Origin of the sequence: Kribbella sp. NBC_00482, assembly GCF_036013725.1 — a bacterium.
In the GTDB taxonomy this organism is placed as follows: Bacteria; Actinomycetota; Actinomycetes; order Propionibacteriales; family Kribbellaceae; genus Kribbella.
Map to the genome: position 1 here is coordinate 6,150,703 of NZ_CP107881.1, position 17,895 is coordinate 6,168,597.

At 69.4% G+C, this 17,895-nt stretch carries 18 protein-coding genes and 1 riboswitch; of the genes, 15 read left to right on the plus strand and 3 right to left on the minus strand.

Annotated elements, in window-relative coordinates; translation table 11 throughout:
- Positions 1-42: 42 nt before the first annotated feature.
- A riboswitch (cobalamin riboswitch) is annotated at positions 43-168 on the plus strand.
- 69 nt (positions 169-237) lie between these two features.
- From OHB24_RS29840 to OHB24_RS29880, 9 genes are all read left to right on the plus strand, one after another.
- Complete coding sequence (locus OHB24_RS29840) at positions 238-2,280, plus strand: putative cobaltochelatase (RefSeq protein ID WP_327634185.1); 2,043 nt, start codon at positions 238-240, stop codon at positions 2,278-2,280.
- 1 nt (position 2,281) lies between these two features.
- Positions 2,282-2,896 (plus strand): cob(I)yrinic acid a,c-diamide adenosyltransferase, encoded by a 615-nt coding sequence (gene cobO / locus OHB24_RS29845; RefSeq protein ID WP_327634186.1) that lies wholly within the window; start codon positions 2,282-2,284, stop codon positions 2,894-2,896.
- A 14-nt stretch (positions 2,897-2,910) separates the two neighbouring features.
- Entirely contained in the window at positions 2,911-4,251 is a 1,341-nt protein-coding gene (locus OHB24_RS29850) for a cobyrinate a,c-diamide synthase (protein ID WP_327634187.1), read from the plus strand.
- Positions 4,248-5,603: a 5,6-dimethylbenzimidazole synthase gene (gene bluB / locus OHB24_RS29855; protein WP_327634188.1), complete on the plus strand. Its 1,356-nt coding sequence runs from the start codon at positions 4,248-4,250 to the stop codon at positions 5,601-5,603. Before OHB24_RS29850 ends, bluB begins: the two co-directional genes overlap by 4 nt.
- Entirely contained in the window at positions 5,600-6,196 is a 597-nt protein-coding gene (locus OHB24_RS29860; RefSeq protein ID WP_327634189.1) for a hypothetical protein, read from the plus strand. Before bluB ends, OHB24_RS29860 begins: the two co-directional genes overlap by 4 nt.
- Before the next feature lie 159 nt (positions 6,197-6,355).
- Entirely contained in the window at positions 6,356-7,408 is a 1,053-nt protein-coding gene (locus OHB24_RS29865; protein WP_327634190.1) for a LolA family protein, read from the plus strand.
- Between the two features lie 8 nt (positions 7,409-7,416).
- Entirely contained in the window at positions 7,417-8,352 is a 936-nt protein-coding gene (locus OHB24_RS29870; RefSeq protein WP_327634191.1) for an ABC transporter ATP-binding protein, read from the plus strand.
- 70 nt (positions 8,353-8,422) lie between these two features.
- The gene (locus OHB24_RS29875) at positions 8,423-9,214 is read left to right on the plus strand and encodes an ABC transporter permease (protein ID WP_327634192.1); all 792 of its coding nucleotides are present in this window, start codon (positions 8,423-8,425) and stop codon (positions 9,212-9,214) included.
- Positions 9,215-9,256: 42 nt separating this feature from the next.
- A complete protein-coding gene (locus OHB24_RS29880) occupies positions 9,257-10,066 on the plus strand; it encodes a putative RNA methyltransferase (protein WP_327641121.1) in 810 nt (269 codons plus the stop codon).
- 18 nt (positions 10,067-10,084) lie between these two features.
- On the opposite strand, the gene OHB24_RS29885 is transcribed toward OHB24_RS29880, so the two are convergent.
- A complete protein-coding gene (locus OHB24_RS29885; protein WP_327634193.1) occupies positions 10,085-10,756 on the minus strand; it encodes an FMN-dependent NADH-azoreductase in 672 nt (223 codons plus the stop codon).
- Positions 10,757-10,877: 121 nt separating this feature from the next.
- On the opposite strand from OHB24_RS29885, the gene OHB24_RS29890 reads away from it, so the two are divergent.
- Positions 10,878-11,426 (plus strand): MarR family winged helix-turn-helix transcriptional regulator, encoded by a 549-nt coding sequence (locus tag OHB24_RS29890; RefSeq protein WP_327634194.1) that lies wholly within the window; start codon positions 10,878-10,880, stop codon positions 11,424-11,426.
- Between the two features lie 8 nt (positions 11,427-11,434).
- Here OHB24_RS29890 and OHB24_RS29895 read toward each other — a convergent pair whose 3' ends face one another.
- Complete coding sequence (locus OHB24_RS29895; RefSeq protein WP_327634195.1) at positions 11,435-12,085, minus strand: response regulator transcription factor; 651 nt, start codon at positions 12,083-12,085, stop codon at positions 11,435-11,437.
- The gene (locus OHB24_RS29900; RefSeq protein WP_327634196.1) at positions 12,082-13,371 is read right to left on the minus strand and encodes a sensor histidine kinase; all 1,290 of its coding nucleotides are present in this window, start codon (positions 13,369-13,371) and stop codon (positions 12,082-12,084) included. Before OHB24_RS29900 ends, OHB24_RS29895 begins: the two co-directional genes overlap by 4 nt.
- 395 nt (positions 13,372-13,766) lie before the next feature.
- On the opposite strand from OHB24_RS29900, the gene OHB24_RS29905 reads away from it, so the two are divergent.
- The 5 genes from OHB24_RS29905 to OHB24_RS29925 are packed head-to-tail and all read left to right on the plus strand — an operon-like array spanning position 13,767 to position 17,891.
- A complete protein-coding gene (locus tag OHB24_RS29905) occupies positions 13,767-14,792 on the plus strand; it encodes an ABC transporter substrate-binding protein (protein WP_327634197.1) in 1,026 nt (341 codons plus the stop codon).
- A gap of 21 nt (positions 14,793-14,813) precedes the next feature.
- Positions 14,814-15,620 (plus strand): ABC transporter ATP-binding protein, encoded by an 807-nt coding sequence (locus OHB24_RS29910; RefSeq protein ID WP_327634198.1) that lies wholly within the window; start codon positions 14,814-14,816, stop codon positions 15,618-15,620.
- A complete protein-coding gene (locus OHB24_RS29915) occupies positions 15,617-16,411 on the plus strand; it encodes an ABC transporter permease (RefSeq protein ID WP_327634199.1) in 795 nt (264 codons plus the stop codon). The genes OHB24_RS29910 and OHB24_RS29915 overlap by 4 nt, the downstream gene beginning before the upstream one ends.
- On the plus strand, positions 16,408-17,496 hold the full coding sequence (locus tag OHB24_RS29920) for an Ldh family oxidoreductase (RefSeq protein WP_327634200.1): 1,089 nt from the start codon (positions 16,408-16,410) through the stop codon (positions 17,494-17,496). The genes OHB24_RS29915 and OHB24_RS29920 overlap by 4 nt, the downstream gene beginning before the upstream one ends.
- On the plus strand, positions 17,496-17,891 hold the full coding sequence (locus tag OHB24_RS29925) for a RidA family protein (RefSeq protein WP_327634201.1): 396 nt from the start codon (positions 17,496-17,498) through the stop codon (positions 17,889-17,891). Before OHB24_RS29920 ends, OHB24_RS29925 begins: the two co-directional genes overlap by 1 nt.
- Positions 17,892-17,895 lie beyond the last annotated feature (4 nt).

Sequence of the window (17,895 nt, forward strand, 5' to 3'; positions counted from 1 at the left end):
CCTGATGTGAACCTGGTCGCGGAGGGAGTCGTGCGGATGTGCCATGATCGGGCCGACGGCTGTGGAGGAACACCGGTGACCAGCGTGCTGGGAGTCCGGGGCGGTCCCGCCACTGTGACCGGGAGGAATCTCGGAAGCCAGGACATCTGCTGCCGTCCGCAGGCTCGCGATCATCGTTGGCCGGCGTACCGGCCGTAGCGGGCGTGGACACCCGCTCGACGAAAGGGACCACCGCCGATGCGGGCTCCGTCATTCAGCGGACCGTCGAACTCGTTCCCGTTCACCGCGATCGTCGGGATGGACGATCTCCAGCTCGCGCTGATCCTGGCGACGATCTCGCCGGCCATCGGCGGCGTGCTGATCCGCGGCGAGAAGGGTACGGCGAAGTCGACCGCCGTCCGCGCCCTCACCGAGATCCTGCCGCCCGTCGACGTCGTACCAGGCTGCCGTTTTTCCTGCGACCCCGACCACCCGGACTCGACCTGCCCGGACGGCCCGCATGCGGGTGAGCGGTCGATGCGTGCTGCTCGGTTGGTGGAGTTGCCGGTGGGGGCGACGGAGGACCGGGTGCTCGGGTCGTTGCATCTGGAGAAGGCGCTCGCGGAGGGCGTCACGGCGTACGAGCCTGGTCTGCTCGCGGCGGCGCATCGCGGGTTGCTGTACGTCGACGAGGTCAACCTGCTCCACGACCACCTGGTCGACGTGCTCCTCGACGCCGCCGCGATGGGGCGCGCGACGGTCGAGCGGGACGGGGTCTCGGTCACGCACCCGGCGCGGTTCGTGCTCGTCGGCACGATGAACCCCGAGGAGGGTGAGCTCCGGCCGCAGCTCCTCGACCGGTTCGGGCTGACCGTCGACGTGGTCGCCAGCCGCGATCCCGCCGTACGCGTGGAAGTGATGCGCGCGCGGCTCACGTACGAGGCGGATCCGGAGAAATTCGTCACCCGGTACGACGGCGCACAGCGGGAACTCGCCGAACGCATCGTGAAGGCGCGCGACCTGCTGACAGAGGTGATCCTGACCGACTCGGCGCTCCGCCAGATCGCCGAGATCTGCGCGTCGTTCGACGTGGACGGCATGCGCGCCGACCTGGTCACGGCCCGTACGGCGGTCGCTCATGCTGCGTGGTCCGGCCGTACGGTCGTCGAGGTCGACGACGTCCGCGCCGCCGCCAAACTCGCCCTCCCGCACCGCCGCCGCCGGAACCCGTTCGACGCCCCCGGCCTGGACGACCAGCAACTAGAAGAAGCCATCAACAACAGCACGCCACCGGAAGACCCCGACGACGACCCGACCGATCCCACCGACCCGGGCGACCCGGGCGACCCGGGCGACCCGGGCGGCTCCGGTGGTTCGGAGGAGGACGGGTCGGGCAACTCGGACGAAACAGTGGATGCTCAATCTCAACCCACTGAGAGTCAGCCTGCAGGCAATCAGCCCACCGGTGGGAGCGGTGAGGTCGTCGGAAGTTCTGCGCCGTACAAGGCTCGGCTGCTGAGTGTTCAGGTGGCTGGGGCCGGTGTCGCGGGGCGGCGGTCTCGGGCGATCACCGAGGTAGGGCGTGTTGTGGGGGATCGGGGTCGGATCGGGCGCGAGGCCGGGCGGCCGCATCTGCTGGGGACGATGCGCACCGCAGCGCCGTACCAGAAGGCCCGTGGGCGCAGCGGTCCTGGACTAGTGGTGCGGCCGGACGACGTGCGGCTTGCGGTGCGGGAAGGGCGGGAGGGGAATCTCGTGCTGTTCTGCGTCGACGCCTCCGGCTCGATGGGGACGAAGAAGCGGATGGGCGAGGTGAAGACGGCGATCGTCTCGCTCCTCCTCGACGCGTACCAGCGCCGCGACACGGTCGGTCTCGTCACGTTCGCCGGCGCCGCCGCGACGGTCTCGCTGCCGCCGACGGGCAGCGTCGAGACCGCCGTACGACGGCTCGAATCGCTCCCGACCGGAGGCCGTACGCCGCTCGCCGAAGGGCTGCTGCAAGCGGCCGAGGTACTGCGGATCGCCGCGATCCGCGACCCGCGCCGGCGCCCGCTGCTCGTCCTCGTGACCGACGGCCGCGCGACCCACGGCGACAACGCGTTCGCGCGCGCCCGCCAGGCCGCCGGATGGCTGGCCCAGCGCGGGGTCGCGACGGTCGTGGTGGACTGCGAGCCGCGCCGCGGTATCCGTCTCGGACTCTCCGCGGAGCTTGCGGCGGACCTCGGAGCGGAGTACCTCGACCTCGGAGACGTTGCCGCCGGCAACCTTATCCGGACGGTGACCGAACGGAAGGCGGCCTGAGATGCCGAAGGGACAGCCGGTCGCCGTACCGGAGGACGGCCTGACGACCCGCCAGCGTCGCAACCGTCCGCTGCTGATGGTGCACACCGGCGAGATGAAGGGGAAGTCGACGGCGGCGTTCGGGATGGCGCTGCGGGCCTGGAACCAGGGCTGGAACCTCGGGGTCTTCCAGTTCGTGAAGAGCGCGAAGTGGAAGGTCGGCGAGGAGAGCGCGTTCAAGGCGCTCGGCCGGCTGCACGAATCGACCGGTGAGGGCGGACCTGTCGAGTGGCACAAGATGGGCGAGGGCTGGAGTTGGTCTCGCAAGGCCGGCACCGAGGAGGACCACGCCGCCGACGCGGTCGAGGGCTGGCGCGAGATCCAGCGCCGGCTGGCCGCCGAGACCCATGACCTGTACGTACTCGACGAGTTCACGTATCCGATGAAGTGGGGCTGGATCGACGTGGACGAGGTCGTCGACACGCTCGTCGACCGTCCCGGGCACCAGTACGTCGTGATCACCGGACGCGACGCCCATCCGAAGCTCCTCGCGGCCGCCGACCTCGCCACCCAGATGACGAAGCTCAAACACCCGATGGACACCGGCCAGAAAGGCCAGAAGGGCATCGAGTGGTAGTCCAGGACACCACGATGATTCCGCGGGTCGTGGTTGCGGCGCCGGCTTCGGGGGCGGGGAAGACGACGGTCGCGGTCGGGTTGATGGCGGCGTTGCGGCGGGCCGGGCATGTGGTGGCCGGGTTCAAGGTGGGGCCGGACTACATCGATCCCGGGTTCCACGCGGTCGCGACCGGGCGACCGGGCCGGAACCTCGACCCGATGCTGTCGGGGGAGGAGTTGGTCGGACCGCTGTTCGGGCACGGCGCCGAGGGTGCGGACCTGGCCGTGGTCGAGGGCGTGATGGGGCTGTACGACGGTGCGCTCGGGACGGAAGGTTTCTCGTCGACGGCCCACGTCGCGAAGTTGCTGAAGTCACCTGTGGTGCTGGTCGTCGACGCGTCGGCGGCCGGCCGGAGCGTCGGCGCGGTCGTCCAAGGTTTCGTTGCCTTCGACACCGAGATCCGCATCGTCGGGGTGATCCTGAACAAGGTGGGTTCGGACCGCCACGAGGCCGAAGTACGAGCAGGGGTCGCGCCGACCGGCGTACCGGTCCTGGGCGTCCTCCGCCGCGACACCCGCCTGACAGTCCCCAGTCGGCACCTCGGCCTGATCCCCGCCAACGAACAACAGACCCAAGCCGAACAAGCCGTGGACGCCGCCGCAGAACTGGTCCGCCAAGGCGTAGACCTACAAGCAGTAATAGCCGCCGCCAACTCCGCCCCACCCCACCAAACCACCCCCTGGACCCCCGAGTCACCGGAGTCGAGCGCAGCCGTGCAGCCGGTGGTGGCTGTTGCGGCAGGGCCGGTGTTTTCCTTCCATTACACGGAGACGACCGAGCTGCTCACGGCCGCCGGTGCGGATGTCGTCACGTTCGACCCCCTCGTCGATCCGTTGCCTGACGCAACCGCGGCGCTCTACCTCGGCGGTGGCTTCCCGGAGTTGCACGCCGAGGCGCTCTCCGCGAACGTCGAGCTGCGCAAACAGGTAGCCGCCGCGGTCGCCGACGGTCTTCCGGTGATCGCGGAATGCGCCGGCCTGCTGTACCTCTGCCGCGAGCTCGACGGTCACCCGATGACCGGCGTACTCCCGGCGACCGCCCGCATGACCAGCCGCCTCACCCTCGGCTACCGTACGGCGGTCGCCGCGACCAGCACCGCGTTCTTCGACGAAGGACGCCGGGTGCGCGGCCACGAGTTCCACCGCACCACGATCGACCTCCAGGCCGACGTACAACCGGCCTGGCATCTCCCCGGCGGCGTCGAAGGAATCACTCTTCCCAACGTCCACGCGTCGTACCTTCACCTGCACTGGACCGCCACCCCAGACGTCCCGGCCCGCCTGGTCGCCGCCGCTCGCGAGCGTGTGCGGTGAGCTTGGTCGTCGGCGTCGGACTCCGCGCTGGTACGCCGTACGCGGAACTGCACGACCTCGTGACGACAGCCCTGGACGAACTCGCGGGCGATGTCCGACTGGTCGTCACGATCACCGGTAAGGAGAACGAGCCCGCGCTGCAAGAGCTGGTCGCACAGTTGGGCGCAGAGCTGCGCACCTTCTCGAACGACGAGCTCGCCAAGCAGCAGGTGCTGAACCCGAGCGCGCAGGTCGAGCAACTCAAAGGAACCCCGAGCGTCGCCGAAGCAGCCGTCCTCGCAACCGGCACCCAACTCCTCATTCCCAAACGCCGAACCCCCAACGCGACCATCGCGATCGGCATGCACCGGGCGGCTGGGTATGACGTGCGGGATCGGGAGGTTGTGCAGCGGGTGATTGCTGAGCGGCGGGACGTACGGCGGGGGTTCCTGGAGTTGCCGGTCGACGACGTGACGCTTGGGCGGGTGCTGGAGGCGGCGCATCGGGCGCCGAGTGTCGGGCTGAGTCAGCCGTGGGACTTTCTGGTGATCCGCGACCTCGCGACCCGTCGCAAGGTGCACGATCTCGCGACCGCGCAACGCGACGCGTTCGCCGCATCCCTCCCCGAGGACCGGCGTGCGGCGTTCGACGGGCTGAAGATCGAGGCGATCCTCGACACCCCGCTGAATCTCGCGGTGACCTGCGACCCCGGCCGCGGCGGCCGGCACGTGCTCGGCCGGCACGCCGATCCGCGGACGACCATGTTCTCCGCGGCGATCGCGATCCAGAACCTCTGGCTCGCCGCCCGCGCCGAAGGCCTCGGCGTCGGCTGGGTCTCGTTCTTCGAACCAGCTGAAGTCGCCGCGGTCCTCGACCTGCCTGCCCACATCGAACTGGTCGGCTACCTCTGCGTCGGGTACGTCGACGAGTTCGCCGCAGCGCCCGAACTCGTGCGTTCCGGATGGGCGAAGCGACGCCCGCTGTCGTGGGCGATCCACCACGAGGAATGGGGCCGCCGCGACACATCGATCGTCGACGACGCCCTGCAGGCAGCGCAGAACGCCGTACCGGCAACTGGTCAGCGAGTCCAAGTGATCGTCGGTGGCGACGCGAGCCAACTCCAACGCTCCGACGCACTGATCGTCGATCTGCAAGCAGGCCGCCCGCCCGCCGACTTCGGGGTGTTGTGGCGGCCGGCGCGCACACCTGCCGAGGCGGTCGAGTTCGGCGTCGAGATCGCCCGCGACCTCGCACTGCAGGGCGTCGGCCACCTCGCCGTACAGCTGGATGAGAACTCGGAGCGTGCCGAGGCGCTCGCTCGCGGTCTGCTGGTCGGTGCGTCGGCCTGTGGTCTGACACACTCCACGACATGACCGCACCTATGTACGTGCCCGCGTTCTCGATGAAGCAGCGTGTGACCCTGATGGCGAACAAGTACGAGCTGATCGCCACCAACCCGGACGGGACCGACGGGGCGCTGCTCGCGTTCGCGCAGCAGAAGCGGATGGCGTTCAAGGAGCAGGTGACGTTCTACAGCGACGACACCAAGACGCAGCCGGTGTTCTCGTTCAAGGCCCGCAAGACTATCGACCTCGGGTCCGGGTACGACGTGTACGACGCCGACGGGCAGGCGATCGGCTGGTTCAAGAAGGAGTTCGGCAAGAGCCTGCTCCGGTCCAGCTGGCAGCTCAGCGCGGCGGGCGTCGAGGCGGACGGCACCGAGCGCAACCAGACGATCGCGATCGTCCGGCGGGTCTGGGACTTCGTGCCGTTCATCGGCGAGATCCCGCTGCCGTTCATCTTCCACTTCGACTTCACCGACCGGTCCGGCGGGCAGCCGGTGCTGTCGGTGGAGCGGAAGATGTCGGTCCGGGACCGCTACCGGATCACCGTCCAGGACGAGCGCCTCGACTTCCGCGTCGCTGCCGCGATGACGGTCGCCCTGGACGCGCTGCAGTCACGCTGAGTCCCCGGCGTACGACCACGGTAGTAGGCCGGCCTCACTCTTTCGGGTGAACCTACCCTGAGTGGGCTTGGTTCCGGTCCGGCCCGGTGCGAGGCTGTATCCATGGGCGTAGCACAGCGCAGTCGACGGTGGTTGGTTCCGGTCACGACAGTCGCGGTAGTGGCGGGGGTGGGGGCACTCGGACCAGTGGTCGCGGATGCCTCGCCGAACCTGCCCGGCATCTCCGCGCAGGACCTGCTCGCGAAGGTGCAGACGGCGAAGGTCGACGGCCTGAGCGGCACGGTCCGCTCGGACGCGGACCTGGGCCTGCCGGCCATCCCCGGCGCGCCGGCCGGTAGCGAGCAGCTGACCGAGATGCTGAGCGGTCAGCACACCGCGCGGGTCGCCTTCGCGAGCCCGGACAAGGCGCGGGTCTCGGTGCTCGACAACCAGGCCGAGAGGGTCTGGACCACCGACGGCAAGTCCGCGTGGGCGTACGACTCGTCCCGGCGCGAGGCCGTGAAGCTGACGGTCCCCGAGCACAAGACGACGAAGCCGGACAAGGTGGTTCCGTCGTACGACCCGCAGGCGGTCGCCAAGCAGTTCCTCGACGCGATCGACCCGACCACCAAGGTCGAGGTCAGCGGTACCGAGAAGGTCGCAGGCCGGGACGCGTACAAGCTGCGCCTGGTGCCGAAGACCGACAAGACGACCGTGGGTTCCGTGACGCTGGCGATCGACTCCATGACCTGGGTCCCGCTGGACGTGACAGTGATGCCGCGGACCGGCAACGACCCCGCGCTCGAGGTGGGCTTCAGCTCGGTGTCGTTCGACGTACCGGCCGCGAGCACCTTCACCTTCACCCCGCCGCAGGGTGTGAAGGTCACGGACAAGAAGGTGCCGTCGCAGGACCGGCCGAAGCGGGTCGCCCCCAAGCAGGTCGAGCCGAAGCAGACGAAGCCTGGTACGGCGAAGGCGGACGAGCCGACCGTGATCGGTAAGGGCTGGGAGAGCGTGGCGATGATCCGCGGTGCGCAGACCGGCCAGCTGACAGGGAACGGGCCGCTCGCGCAGCTGCTCGCGAAGGCGCCGACCGTGTCGGGCACGTGGGGCACGGGCAAGGTGCTGACCAGCAAGATGGTGAGCGCGTTGATCACGGACGACGGCCGGGTCTTCGTCGGCCTGGTCACCCCGGACACCCTGCAGGCCGCCGCGGCGAAGGCCCCCCGCTGAACACCCAGATGACGAGCGCGCCGGTCGTCACCCACGGGCTGACCAAGCGGTTCCACGGCGGCCAGGTCGCCGTGGACGCGGTCGACCTGGAGGTGCCGGCCGGCAGTGTGTTCGGCTTCCTCGGCCCGAACGGGTCGGGGAAGACGACGACGATCCGGATGCTGCTCGGCCTGATCGCGCCGACGTCCGGCGAGGTCGAGTTGCTCGGCGAGCCGATGCCGAAGGCGCACCTGCGGGTCCTGCCCCGGGTCGGCGCGCTGGTCGAAGGGCCGGCGTTCTACCCGTTCTGGACCGGCCAGGCGAACCTGCTGCGGTTCGACGCCGCCGACCGCACCGCCGACCCGAAGACCCGGAAGGCGCGCGCCGGTGAGGCGCTCGAGCGGGTCGGGCTGTCGAACGCGGCCGGTAAGAAGGTCCGCGCGTACTCGCTCGGCATGCGTCAACGGCTCGCGATCGCGGTCGCGCTGATGCAGCGCCGCGAGTTGCTCGTGCTCGACGAGCCGACGAACGGCCTGGACCCGCAGGGCACCCGCGAGGTCCGGCACCTGATCCAGGAGCTGGCGAGTGACGGTACGACGGTGTTCACGTCGACCCATCTCCTCGCCGAGGTCGAGCAGGTCTGCACGCACGCGGCGATCATGAGCCGCGGGAAGCTGCTTCGGCAGTCGACAGTGGAGGACCTGCGCGCCGAGCTCCGGCCGCGGCTGGTCGTGCGTACGCCGGATGCCGGGACGGCGGCCGAGACGCTGCAAGGGCTGGGCGTGACGGACCTGAAGACGACCGGTGAGATCGTCGAGGGCGATCCGGGCGAACTGCCGATCGAGAAGTTCGCCGCCGCGCTGGTCGCCGCCGACGTCCGCATCCACGGCTTCGGCCTGGAACGCCCCAGCCTCGAAGACGCCTTCGTAGCACTCACCGGGGAGGGCTTCGATGTCGCAGAGTGAAGCATCAACCGAACCGTCCGAGGTGTTGGTTGCCGGGAGGGCGCCTGGTGCGGGGCGGCATACTCTTGCGTTGTTCTTGTCCGAGCTGCGGCTGGTGTTCGCGCGGGCCCGGACTCAGGTGGGGCTCGGGGTGCTGGCCGCCGTACCGCTGCTGATCGGGGTCGCGGTCAAGATCGCCGGATCGGACAGTGGCGCCGAGGGGTTCATCGGGCAGATCGCCGGCAACGGGCTGTTCCTGATCGTCGCCAGCCTCGGCCTGTCGCTGCCGTTCTTCCTGCCGACCGCGGTGACCGTGATCTCGGGGGAGTCGCTGGCCGGTGAGGCCAGCCTCGGCACCCTGCGAAACCTGCTCACCGCACCGGCCGGCCGGTCCCGGCTGCTCGCCGCCAAGATGGTCGCCCTCGCGGTCTTCTGCCTGGCCGCGACGATGACGATCTGGATCTCCGGCCTGATCGTCGGCTTCATCCTGTTCCCGGTCGGCGACGTCCTGCTGCTCTCCGGCTCGACCGTCTCGCTCGGCGAAGGCCTGCTCCGCGCGCTCGGGATCGCCGTCGTGATCTCGCTGTCGCTGCTCGGGCTCGCCGGCATCGGCCTGTTCGTGTCGTCGCTGACCTCGACGCCGCTGGCCGCGATGGCGGCGACGTTCGGCGCGTTCATCGTGCTCGGCATCCTGACCGCGATCCCGCAGCTGCACGCGATCCACCCGTGGCTGCTGATCTACCGCTGGCAGTCGTTCGCCGACCTGCTCCGCGACCCGCCGTACTGGCACGAGATAGGCCGCAACCTGCTCCTCCAGGGCGGCTACCTGGTCGTCTTCTACGCTGCCGCCTGGGCGAGGATCACCAGCCGCGACATAACCTAAGGTCCCGTGGAAGCAGACCTAGTCGCCGTCCTGCGCTGTCCGGTGTGTGCTGACCGGCTGGCGATGGACGATCGAACGGCGCGCTGCCCGCGCGGGCACGCGTACGACCTGGCCAAGCAGGGCTACCTGAACTTGTTGCCCTCGGCCTCGAACGGCATCGAGGGCGACTCGGCCGCGATGGTCGGCGCCCGCACCGTCTTCCTCGGCACCGGCCACTACGGACCGATCCGGGATGCGCTGATCCTGGAGGCCGGGCTCGGCGAGGACGACCTGGTTGTCGAGGTCGGCGCCGGCACCGCCTACTACCTGACCGGTGTCCTCGGCCTGTCCCCGCACCGCCGCGGGATCGCGCTGGACGTGTCGAAGTACGCCGCCCGTCGCGCGGCCCGAGCAGATCCGCGGATCGCGTCCGTGGTGTGCGACGCGTGGCGTGAACTGCCGTTGATGGACGGCTCGGCGAACCTGCTGCTGAACGTGTTCGCCCCACGCAACGCGGCCGAGATGGCCCGCGTACTTGCTCCCGACGGCCGGTTGCTCGTGGTCACGCCGAACCAGCAGCACCTCGGCGAGCTCGTCGACGTACTGGGGATGGTCAGCGTCGACGAGCAGAAGGAACGCCGGCTGGAGGAGTCGCTCGCGGGGAGGTTCGAGCGCGTCGGCACCGAGGTGGTCGAGGAGACGATGCGCCTCGACCGATCAGCCGTGGAGCAGTTGGTGCTGATGACGCCGAGCGCCCGCCACCTGAACTACCGCGAGCTCTTGCAGCGCCTCGCCGTACTCCCGGAGCCGACGATCGTCACGTTGTCGGTGAACTTGTCGACGTGGTTGCGGACCTCCAGCACAGTTGTGTAGTGCTGGAGGTCCGGTCGATCAGGCTGCCTGGCCGCCAATGAGTTCGCGGGCGACGACGGTGCCGTGGTTCTCGGCCTCCACGTGTGCCTCGGACTCCGAGACCTTGGAGGCGTCGATCAGCTCCTCCATACCCGGAGTGACCGGGGCCAGGGTGAGCTCCGCGGCGGCGGTCCGGAGGCTCATCCCGAAGACCTCGCCGAAGATGCGCTCGAGGTACGGCGTGGCGTGGTCCCAGCCGTGCTTCGGCGAACCCGGCCCGTAGCCGCCGCCACGGGCGAGAGCGAAGATCGCTGGGCGCCCGGCCAGCGGCCGGGAGCCGAAGGCGAGGTCCCTGTCCATCAGCAGCAGGTCGATCCAGGTCTTCGCGTTCTGCGCGATGCCGTAGTTGTACAGCGGTACGGCGAGCAGGACCGCGTCGGCGTTGCGGATCTCGGTCGAGAGGTCGGCGGCGACAGCCTGCGCCTCGGCGAGCGGCATCCGGTCGGAATCGGCGACCGGCTCCTGACCCACCTGGGACGCGGCCAGCGTCGGCCACACGGTCGCGGGCAGCGGGTGCTGCCCGAGGTCACGCCGTACCACGACACCGTCCGGGTGCTCGGCCTTCCAAGCGGCCTCGGCGCTGTCCGCGAGGGCGCGGGAGACCGAGCCGTCCAGCCGGATGCTGGCGTCGACGCGTAGCAGGGTGCTCATTCGTTCTGTCTCCAGAGGTGAGGGGGTGCTCGTATTGAGCTGCTTCGAAGATAATCTGTGAAGCAGAACATATTCAAGTCAGATCGTATTCCGAGTGGCGTACACCACGTACGATGGGGACATGTCCAGTACTCCGCCCGAAGTCGCGACCCGAGGCGCGCGAGGGGTCGAGCCTGCGGTCGCCAGCGGCGCACCGGTGGAGGCCGACCTCGGCTGGGCGCTGGGCGTCGTCTTCCGGCGGTACGCGAAGGCGTCCGCGGCGGCACTGGAGGGTCTGCCCGGCGGACCGCGGGGCTACCAGGTGCTCGCCACGACGAGCGCCGAGGGACCGAAACGGCAGCTCGACCTCGCGGCTCAGCTCGGCGTCGACCGGACCGTGATGACCTACCTGCTCGACGACTTGGAGAAGGCCGGCCTGGTGCAGCGCCGGCCCGACCCGGCTGACCGGCGGGCGCGGCTGATCGCGCCGACCGACGAAGGTCACGAGGCGCTCTGTGACCTCGAGCGGCGGCTACGTGCCACCGAGGACGAGATGCTGGGCATCCTCGACGAGTCGGAGCGGTCCAGTTTCCGGATGCTCCTGCAGCGGCTGGCGATGAAGGCCAACGCCGTCGACCCGCTGCACAACGCCTGCACCCTCGCCGAGGCCGACGACCCCGCTGCTACCTAGTCCGGCACCTAGTGCAGCGGCACGAAGCCTGACTCGTAGGCCCGGATCACCGCTTGCGTACGGTCCCGGGCGTTGAGCTTGGCGAGCACGTTCGCGACGTGGGTCTTGACCGTCTGCAGGCCGAGGATCAGCTCCGCGGCGATCTCCGCGTTCGACAGTCCGCGCGCCATCAACCGGAGTACCTCCTGCTCGCGCTCGGTCAGCTGGTACCGATCGAGTCCGCTCGTCGCCGGGGTGCTGACGTGGGCGAGGGCAAGGGCCCGGATCGCTTCCGGGAACAGCAACGACTCGCTCTTCGCGACCGTCCGGATCGCCGCGATGATGTCGTCCGGCGGGGTCCGCTTGAGCAGGAACCCGGACGCTCCGGCGCGCAGCGCGTCGTACACATAGTCGTCGTTCTCGAACGTCGTGACGACCAGCACCCGCGGCGCCGGGTCGAGGCTGTCCAGCAGCAGTCGCGTCGCCTGGATGCCGTCCACCGCGGGCATCCGGACGTCCATCAGTACGACGTCCGCGCCGGTACGACGTACCAACGGGAGCACCTCCGCCCCGTCGCCGGCCTCACCGACGACCGTGAGGTCCTCCTCGGCGTTGATGATGGCCCGCAACCCGCTACGGATCAGCGGCTCGTCGTCAACGACAACCACCGACAGGTTCATCTCGTCCCCCTCGTCACGCTCACGGGCAACTGCACTGCCAGTTGCCATCCCGGGCCGTCCTGCCAAGTGACCGGGCCGGCGTCGACGGTTCCTCGCAGTACGGCGACTCTTTCACGGATCCCGGCGAGGCCGCGGCCGCCGCCGGAGTGATCGGACCTGCCGCTGACCGGGTTGGTCACCGCGAGCCGTAGCCCGGAGGAGTCGAGGCAGATCGACAGGTGCACGGCCAGCTCGCCGGCCGGGCGTCCGGCGTGCCGGATCGCGTTGGTCAGGCCCTCCTGGACGATCCGGTACGCCTCCCGGGAGACCGCGGCCGGCAGTTGCTCGAGTGCGCCCGATCGTTCGACCTCGATCGTGATCCCGCCGGCCCGGGTGGCATCGACCAGCCGGTCCAGACCCCCGAGCGTGGTCTGCGGCGCGGTCCGGGAACCTGGCCGCCGGTCGTCGCGGAGCAGGCCGAGCACATGGTCCAGATCGGCCAGCGCGGCCCGGGCGGAGGTCTCCATCGCGGCCAGTGCGGTCTCGGCGAACTCGGGATCGGTGGCCAGTACACGGCGGGCGGCCGCCGCCTGGATCGTGACCAGGCTCAGTGCGTGCCCGACGCTGTCGTGCAGCTCGCGGGCGAGACGGTTGCGCTCGGCAAGCGTCGCGGTCTGCTTCTCGAGGAGCTCGATGCGCTCCGCCGCGGTCGGGCCGAGCACGCGGGGCGCGAGGTACGCCAGCAGCGCGCCGACGGCGGCCGACAGCAGGAACAGCCCGGCGAGACCGCCGATCGCCGCGGCCGGCATCCACAGATCGGTCCAGTTGCCGTGGATGTCGTACGACCAGCCGGGGACGACGTCGCGAGCACCGGGGGAGCGGAACGGAGCGGCCAGCCAGATCGCGCCGAGACCGAACACGACCGTGCTGAGGATGCCGACGACGCCGCCGGCCAGCAGGTGCAGGCAGAACCACAGCGTCGTACGCCGCCGCTGGGCCCAGGTCCGCGCCGGACCGAGGGGGCGTTCCTCGAACCGCACCGCGAGCAGCGACTCGACCGCGATGCCCTCGACCTCGCGGACGGCGGGCAGCAGGCCGAGCACGACCGGCGGCGCCAGGCCGAGCAGCACCCAGATGGTGCCGGTGGCAACCTTCGGCAGGCCGAGATCGCCGACCACCGCGCCGAGCGCGCTGTCGACCAGGATGAACGCCAGGACCAGCGCCGCGCCGAGCAGCAGGTACACCCAGCGCAGGTACGTCGACGGACGCCACAGGCAACCGATCGCCCGCCAAGCCTGTCGCGTCACCTCTCGCACCATCACATCCTGTCAAAGCCGGGGGAGTGTCACCTCCCTCCCCGGAGTGAACGGAGGGAAACCCGCGAATCCGGCCGGCCGGCGGTGGGCTGGGTCACGAACAAGTTGAGCTTTACGCAAATTTGACGGTGTGTCGCCGAGTTCGGTCTCCGCGGGCGTCGCGATCTGCTGCTCCGGCAGGTACGGTCTGTGGTCGGGGCGGGTGCCCGTCCGGTTACAGGATGTGTCTTTCGGACAGGTATGGGGAACGGCTCCAGGACGGGTGGTCAGCAGGACCGCGAGGACCCGGCGCGGCGGACGTTAAGTCCCCGTGAAGACCCCGCGGGTGAATTGACCACCTTTCCATATTTGATGTTTGATCAAATATCGGGACGAGAGAGGTCGATATGAGGTTGAGGCGTTCCGTCATCGCCCTGATGGCGGTCCTGGGGCTCGCCCTGGTGAGTGCGTGCAACGGCGACGACAGCGGCAAGCAGGCCGACGGCGACGGGCTGCAGAAGGTCAGCTACCTGACGTCGTTCAACACCTTCGGGCGTGAGGCGTACGCGTACGTCGCGCTGGAGAAGGGGTACTTCAAGGACGCCGGTTTCGACGTCAAGATCACCCCCGGCAGCGGCACCGTCGACGTGATGAAGCTGGTGGCCGGCGGTCAGGCCGACTACGGCATCGGCGACTTCACCGCGGTCGCGATCACCCTCGCCAAGCAGAAGCTGCCGGTCACCACGGTCGGCATGATCCACCAGCGGTCGATGGCCGCGATCATGTCGCTCGAGGGACTGGGCATCAACGGCCCCAAGGACCTGCCAGGCAAGACCATCGGCGACCAGCCGGGCTCCACCAACACGGTGATGTTCCCGGTCTACGCCAAGGCGGTCGGTATCGACCCGAAGTCGGTCACCTTCCTCCCCTCGCCGCCGCCGGGCCTGCCGGCCCTGCTGGCGTCCGGCAAGGTCCAGGGCATCGGTCAGTTCGTGGTCGGTGAACCGCTGATCGCGAATGCCGACAAGGAGAAGCACCGCAAGGTCATCACGCTGCCGTACGGCGAAAAGCTGCCGGAACTGTACGGGAACGCGATCATCACCCGGTCGGATCTGGCCAAGGACCACCCGGACCAGGTGAAGAAGTTCACCAACGCGCTGCTCAAGGGTCTGCAGGACACGCTGAACGACCCGGCTGCCGCGGCGACGATCCTGAAGAAGTACGTGCCGAACACGGATCTCGACGTTGCCACCAAGGAACTCAAGATCATGCAGGGCTACATCAAGCCGGCGGGCTTCGACGGTCCGCTCGGCGACGTGACGCAGGACCGGGTGCAGAAGGTCATCTCGCTGCTCGAGGAGTCGAACGCCATCGGCAAGGGTGCGATCAAGCCCGAGGACCTGGTGACGTTGAGTCTGGCGCCGAAGAGCTGAAGCTAGGAGTACTGGAACCGGATGATTCGCCTGGACGGCGTGGGGCAGGTCTTCGACGGACGCGAGGGCCAGGTGACCGCCCTGGAGAAGATCGACCTGCACGTTCGAGGCGGTGAGTTCGTCACGCTGATCGGCCGGTCCGGCTGTGGCAAGTCCACGCTGCTCCGGCTGATCGCGGGACTGTTGCCCCCGACGTCCGGTGCGGTTCAGGTGGCGGGGGAACCCGTCACCGGACCGCGCCGGGACGTCTCGTTCATGTTCCAGCGGCCGGCGCTGCTGCCGTGGCGTTCGGTGTTGTCGAACGTGATGCTGCCGGTCGAGATCGACAAGGGCCCGGGCGATCGCGGCAAGGCGGCGTACCGGGACCGGGCCCATCAGCTGCTCGAGCTGGTCGGGTTGCAGGGATTCGAGCGGCGGCTGCCGCACGAGCTGTCCGGCGGTATGCAGCAGCGGGTGTCGCTGTGCCGGTCGCTGATCCGCGACCCGCAGGTGATGCTGATGGACGAGCCGTTCTCCGCACTCGACGCGCTCACCCGGACCGAGCTGTCCGAGGAGCTGCAGCGGATCAAGATGGAGCTGTCCACCACGATCGTGTTCGTCACGCACTCGATCGAGGAGGCCATCGTCCTGGCCGACAGAGTCGTCGTACTGACGCCGCGGCCGGGCCGGATGCGGGAGGTCGTCGACATCGACATCCCGCGGCCGCGCAGCCTCGGCCAGAACGCGCACCTCACCGAGGTCGCCGCGATCAGCGCCCGGTTGCACGCGCTCCTCGCGGAGAAGGAGTCCGGCGAGGCGCGCCCGGTCGACGAGGTGCGGTCGCGATGACCCGGCGGACGATGCCGAAACGGACCTGGCTGACCGATTCCCCGGTGGCCGCCGTCGTACTCCCGATCATCGGCCTGGCGGTCGCGATCGGGCTGTGGTGGGGCGCGACGGTCGCGTTCTCGATCCAGCCGTACCTGCTGCCGAGCCCGTGGGACGTGGTGGTCAAGTTCTTCGACCAGCCCACCTACCTGCTGCAGGAGACGGGTACGTCGTTGCTCGAGACGATCGAGGGGTTCCTGCTCGCGATCGTGATCGGCGTACCGATCGCGCTGCTGATCGTCCGCTCGGTGATCCTCGAGCGGCTGGTGTATCCGCTGCTGCTGATGGTGAACTCGATCCCGAAGGTGGCGATCGCGCCCCTGCTGGTGATCTGGATGGGCTTCGGGCAGTGGCCGAAGGTCGTGATGGTGCTGCTGATGTGCTTCTTCCCGATCGTCATCTCGACCGCGCAGGGGATGAAGTCGACGCCGACCGAGCTGGTCGAGCTGATGCGGTCGCTGAACGCGAACCGGGTGCAGGAGTTCTTCAAGCTCCGGCTGCGGTACGCGATGCCGCAGATCTTCACCGGGTTCAAGGTGGCGATCTCGCTGGCCGTGATCGGTTCGGTGATCTCCGAGTTCGTTGGCGCCACCAAGGGACTCGGGTACGTCATCCAGCAGTCCGGCGCGAGCGCGGACACCACCCTGGCGTTCGCCGCGATCACCTTGCTGAGTGTGATGAGCATCGTCTTGTTCTACGCCCTGGTCCTGCTGGAGCACTGGCTCCTGCCGTGGGCGCGGGAGAAGCGATGACCGCTCAAGCTTCAGATGCTGATCGGCGGGTGCTGGTTCGGCCCGAGTGGCTGGAGGCGACCGTGGCGGGCGTGTTCACGGCGCTCGGGTTCGACTCCGCGGACGCGACCGAGATCGCCACGGCGCTCGTCGACGCCGACCTGCGCGGTGTCAGCTCGCACGGCGTGATGCTGGTCCCGATGTACGTCGAACGCCTGAACGCCGGCGGCGTGAGCCGGGAACGCGAGCTCGACATCCTGTTCGACGCCGGTGCCGCGATGGTGGTGGACGCCCGCGGCGGGATGGGCCAGCTGTCCAGCCCGCAGGCGATGCGGCACGCGATCGAGCGCGCCGGCCGGTACGGGATCGGCATCGTCTCGGTGCGCAACGCCCATCACTTCGGCGCGGCCAGCCGCTGGGCCATGCAAGCCGGCCAGGCGGGGTGTATCGGTATCGCAATGTCGAACACCACGCCGCTGATGCCCGCTCCGGGCGGCGCCGAGCGGCTGGTCGGCAACAATCCTCTCGCCATCGCAGTGCCGACCACGGCCGGCGTGGAGATCGTTCTGGACATGGCGTTGTCGGCTGTTGCCCTGGGCAAGATCCGGCTCGCGTCCTCGGCCGGGCGGCCGATCCCGGACACCTGGGCCACCGACTCCTCGGGCACGCCGACCACGGACCCGGACGAGGCGGTGCTCGGCATGCTGCTGCCGGCCGCGGGTCACAAGGGTTTCGGACTGGCGATGATGATCGACGTGCTCACCGGCGTCCTGAGTGGCGGCGGGTGGGGCGACCAGGTCCGCCCGCTGTACCGGGAGCCTGACCGGCCGAACGACTGCGCGCACCTGTTCCTGGCGATCGACCCCGAACTGATGGGCGGCGTGGAGGACTTCAAACGCCGCTCGTCCGGGCTGGCCGCCCGCGTCCGGGGGAGTGCGACGGCGCCGGGGGTGAACCGGCTGTACCTGCCGGGTGAGATCGAGGCCGAGCGCGCGGCGCAGCAGCGACGCAACGGCGTACGGATCGAGAGGTCGGGACTGGACGGGCTGCTGGCGGCCGCACGCGCGGTCGGCGCCGTCGTCCCGTCGGGAGGGGTGTTGAGCTGATGCCGAAGACGCAGGTTTCCACCGATGCGCTGCGGAGCCCGAACGGGGTGTTCTCGCAGGCGACCACGATCGAGGCGACCGGGCGGCTGGTGTTCGTCTCCGGGATGACCGCACGCCGTCCGGACGGCGGCATCGCCGGCGTCGGGGACGTCCGGGAGCAGACCCGGCAGGTCTGCGAGAACGTGAAGTCGGCGGTCGAGGCGGCCGGCGGCACCCTCGCGGACGTCTGCCGGGTGGATGTCTACGTGCGCAACATGGAGGACTTCGCCAAGATCCACGAGATCCGCGCGCAGTACTTCACCGAGCCGCTGCCGGCCTCGACGATGGTCGAGGTCAGCAAGCTCGCGCACCCGGACTATCTGATCGAGATCAACGCGATCGCCGTGGTCGCATGAGCAG

What these genes read in the sequence shown, in the direction of transcription:
- OHB24_RS29840 (WP_327634185.1), top strand. Translation starts at nt 238, where the DNA reads ATGCGGGCTCCGTCATTCAGCGGACCGTCGAACTCGTTCCCGTTCACC.
- cobO (WP_327634186.1), top strand. Translation starts at nt 2,282, where the DNA reads ATGCCGAAGGGACAGCCGGTCGCCGTACCGGAGGACGGCCTGACGACC.
- OHB24_RS29850 (WP_327634187.1), top strand. Translation starts at nt 2,911, where the DNA reads ATGATTCCGCGGGTCGTGGTTGCGGCGCCGGCTTCGGGGGCGGGGAAG.
- OHB24_RS29860 (WP_327634189.1), top strand. Translation starts at nt 5,600, where the DNA reads ATGACCGCACCTATGTACGTGCCCGCGTTCTCGATGAAGCAGCGTGTG.
- OHB24_RS29870 (WP_327634191.1), top strand. Translation starts at nt 7,417, where the DNA reads ATGACGAGCGCGCCGGTCGTCACCCACGGGCTGACCAAGCGGTTCCAC.
- OHB24_RS29885 (WP_327634193.1), bottom strand. Translation starts at nt 10,756, where the DNA reads ATGAGCACCCTGCTACGCGTCGACGCCAGCATCCGGCTGGACGGCTCG.
- OHB24_RS29890 (WP_327634194.1), top strand. Translation starts at nt 10,878, where the DNA reads ATGTCCAGTACTCCGCCCGAAGTCGCGACCCGAGGCGCGCGAGGGGTC.
- OHB24_RS29895 (WP_327634195.1), bottom strand. Translation starts at nt 12,085, where the DNA reads ATGAACCTGTCGGTGGTTGTCGTTGACGACGAGCCGCTGATCCGTAGC.
- OHB24_RS29905 (WP_327634197.1), top strand. Translation starts at nt 13,767, where the DNA reads ATGAGGTTGAGGCGTTCCGTCATCGCCCTGATGGCGGTCCTGGGGCTC.
- OHB24_RS29910 (WP_327634198.1), top strand. Translation starts at nt 14,814, where the DNA reads ATGATTCGCCTGGACGGCGTGGGGCAGGTCTTCGACGGACGCGAGGGC.
- OHB24_RS29915 (WP_327634199.1), top strand. Translation starts at nt 15,617, where the DNA reads ATGACCCGGCGGACGATGCCGAAACGGACCTGGCTGACCGATTCCCCG.
- OHB24_RS29920 (WP_327634200.1), top strand. Translation starts at nt 16,408, where the DNA reads ATGACCGCTCAAGCTTCAGATGCTGATCGGCGGGTGCTGGTTCGGCCC.
- OHB24_RS29925 (WP_327634201.1), top strand. Translation starts at nt 17,496, where the DNA reads ATGCCGAAGACGCAGGTTTCCACCGATGCGCTGCGGAGCCCGAACGGG.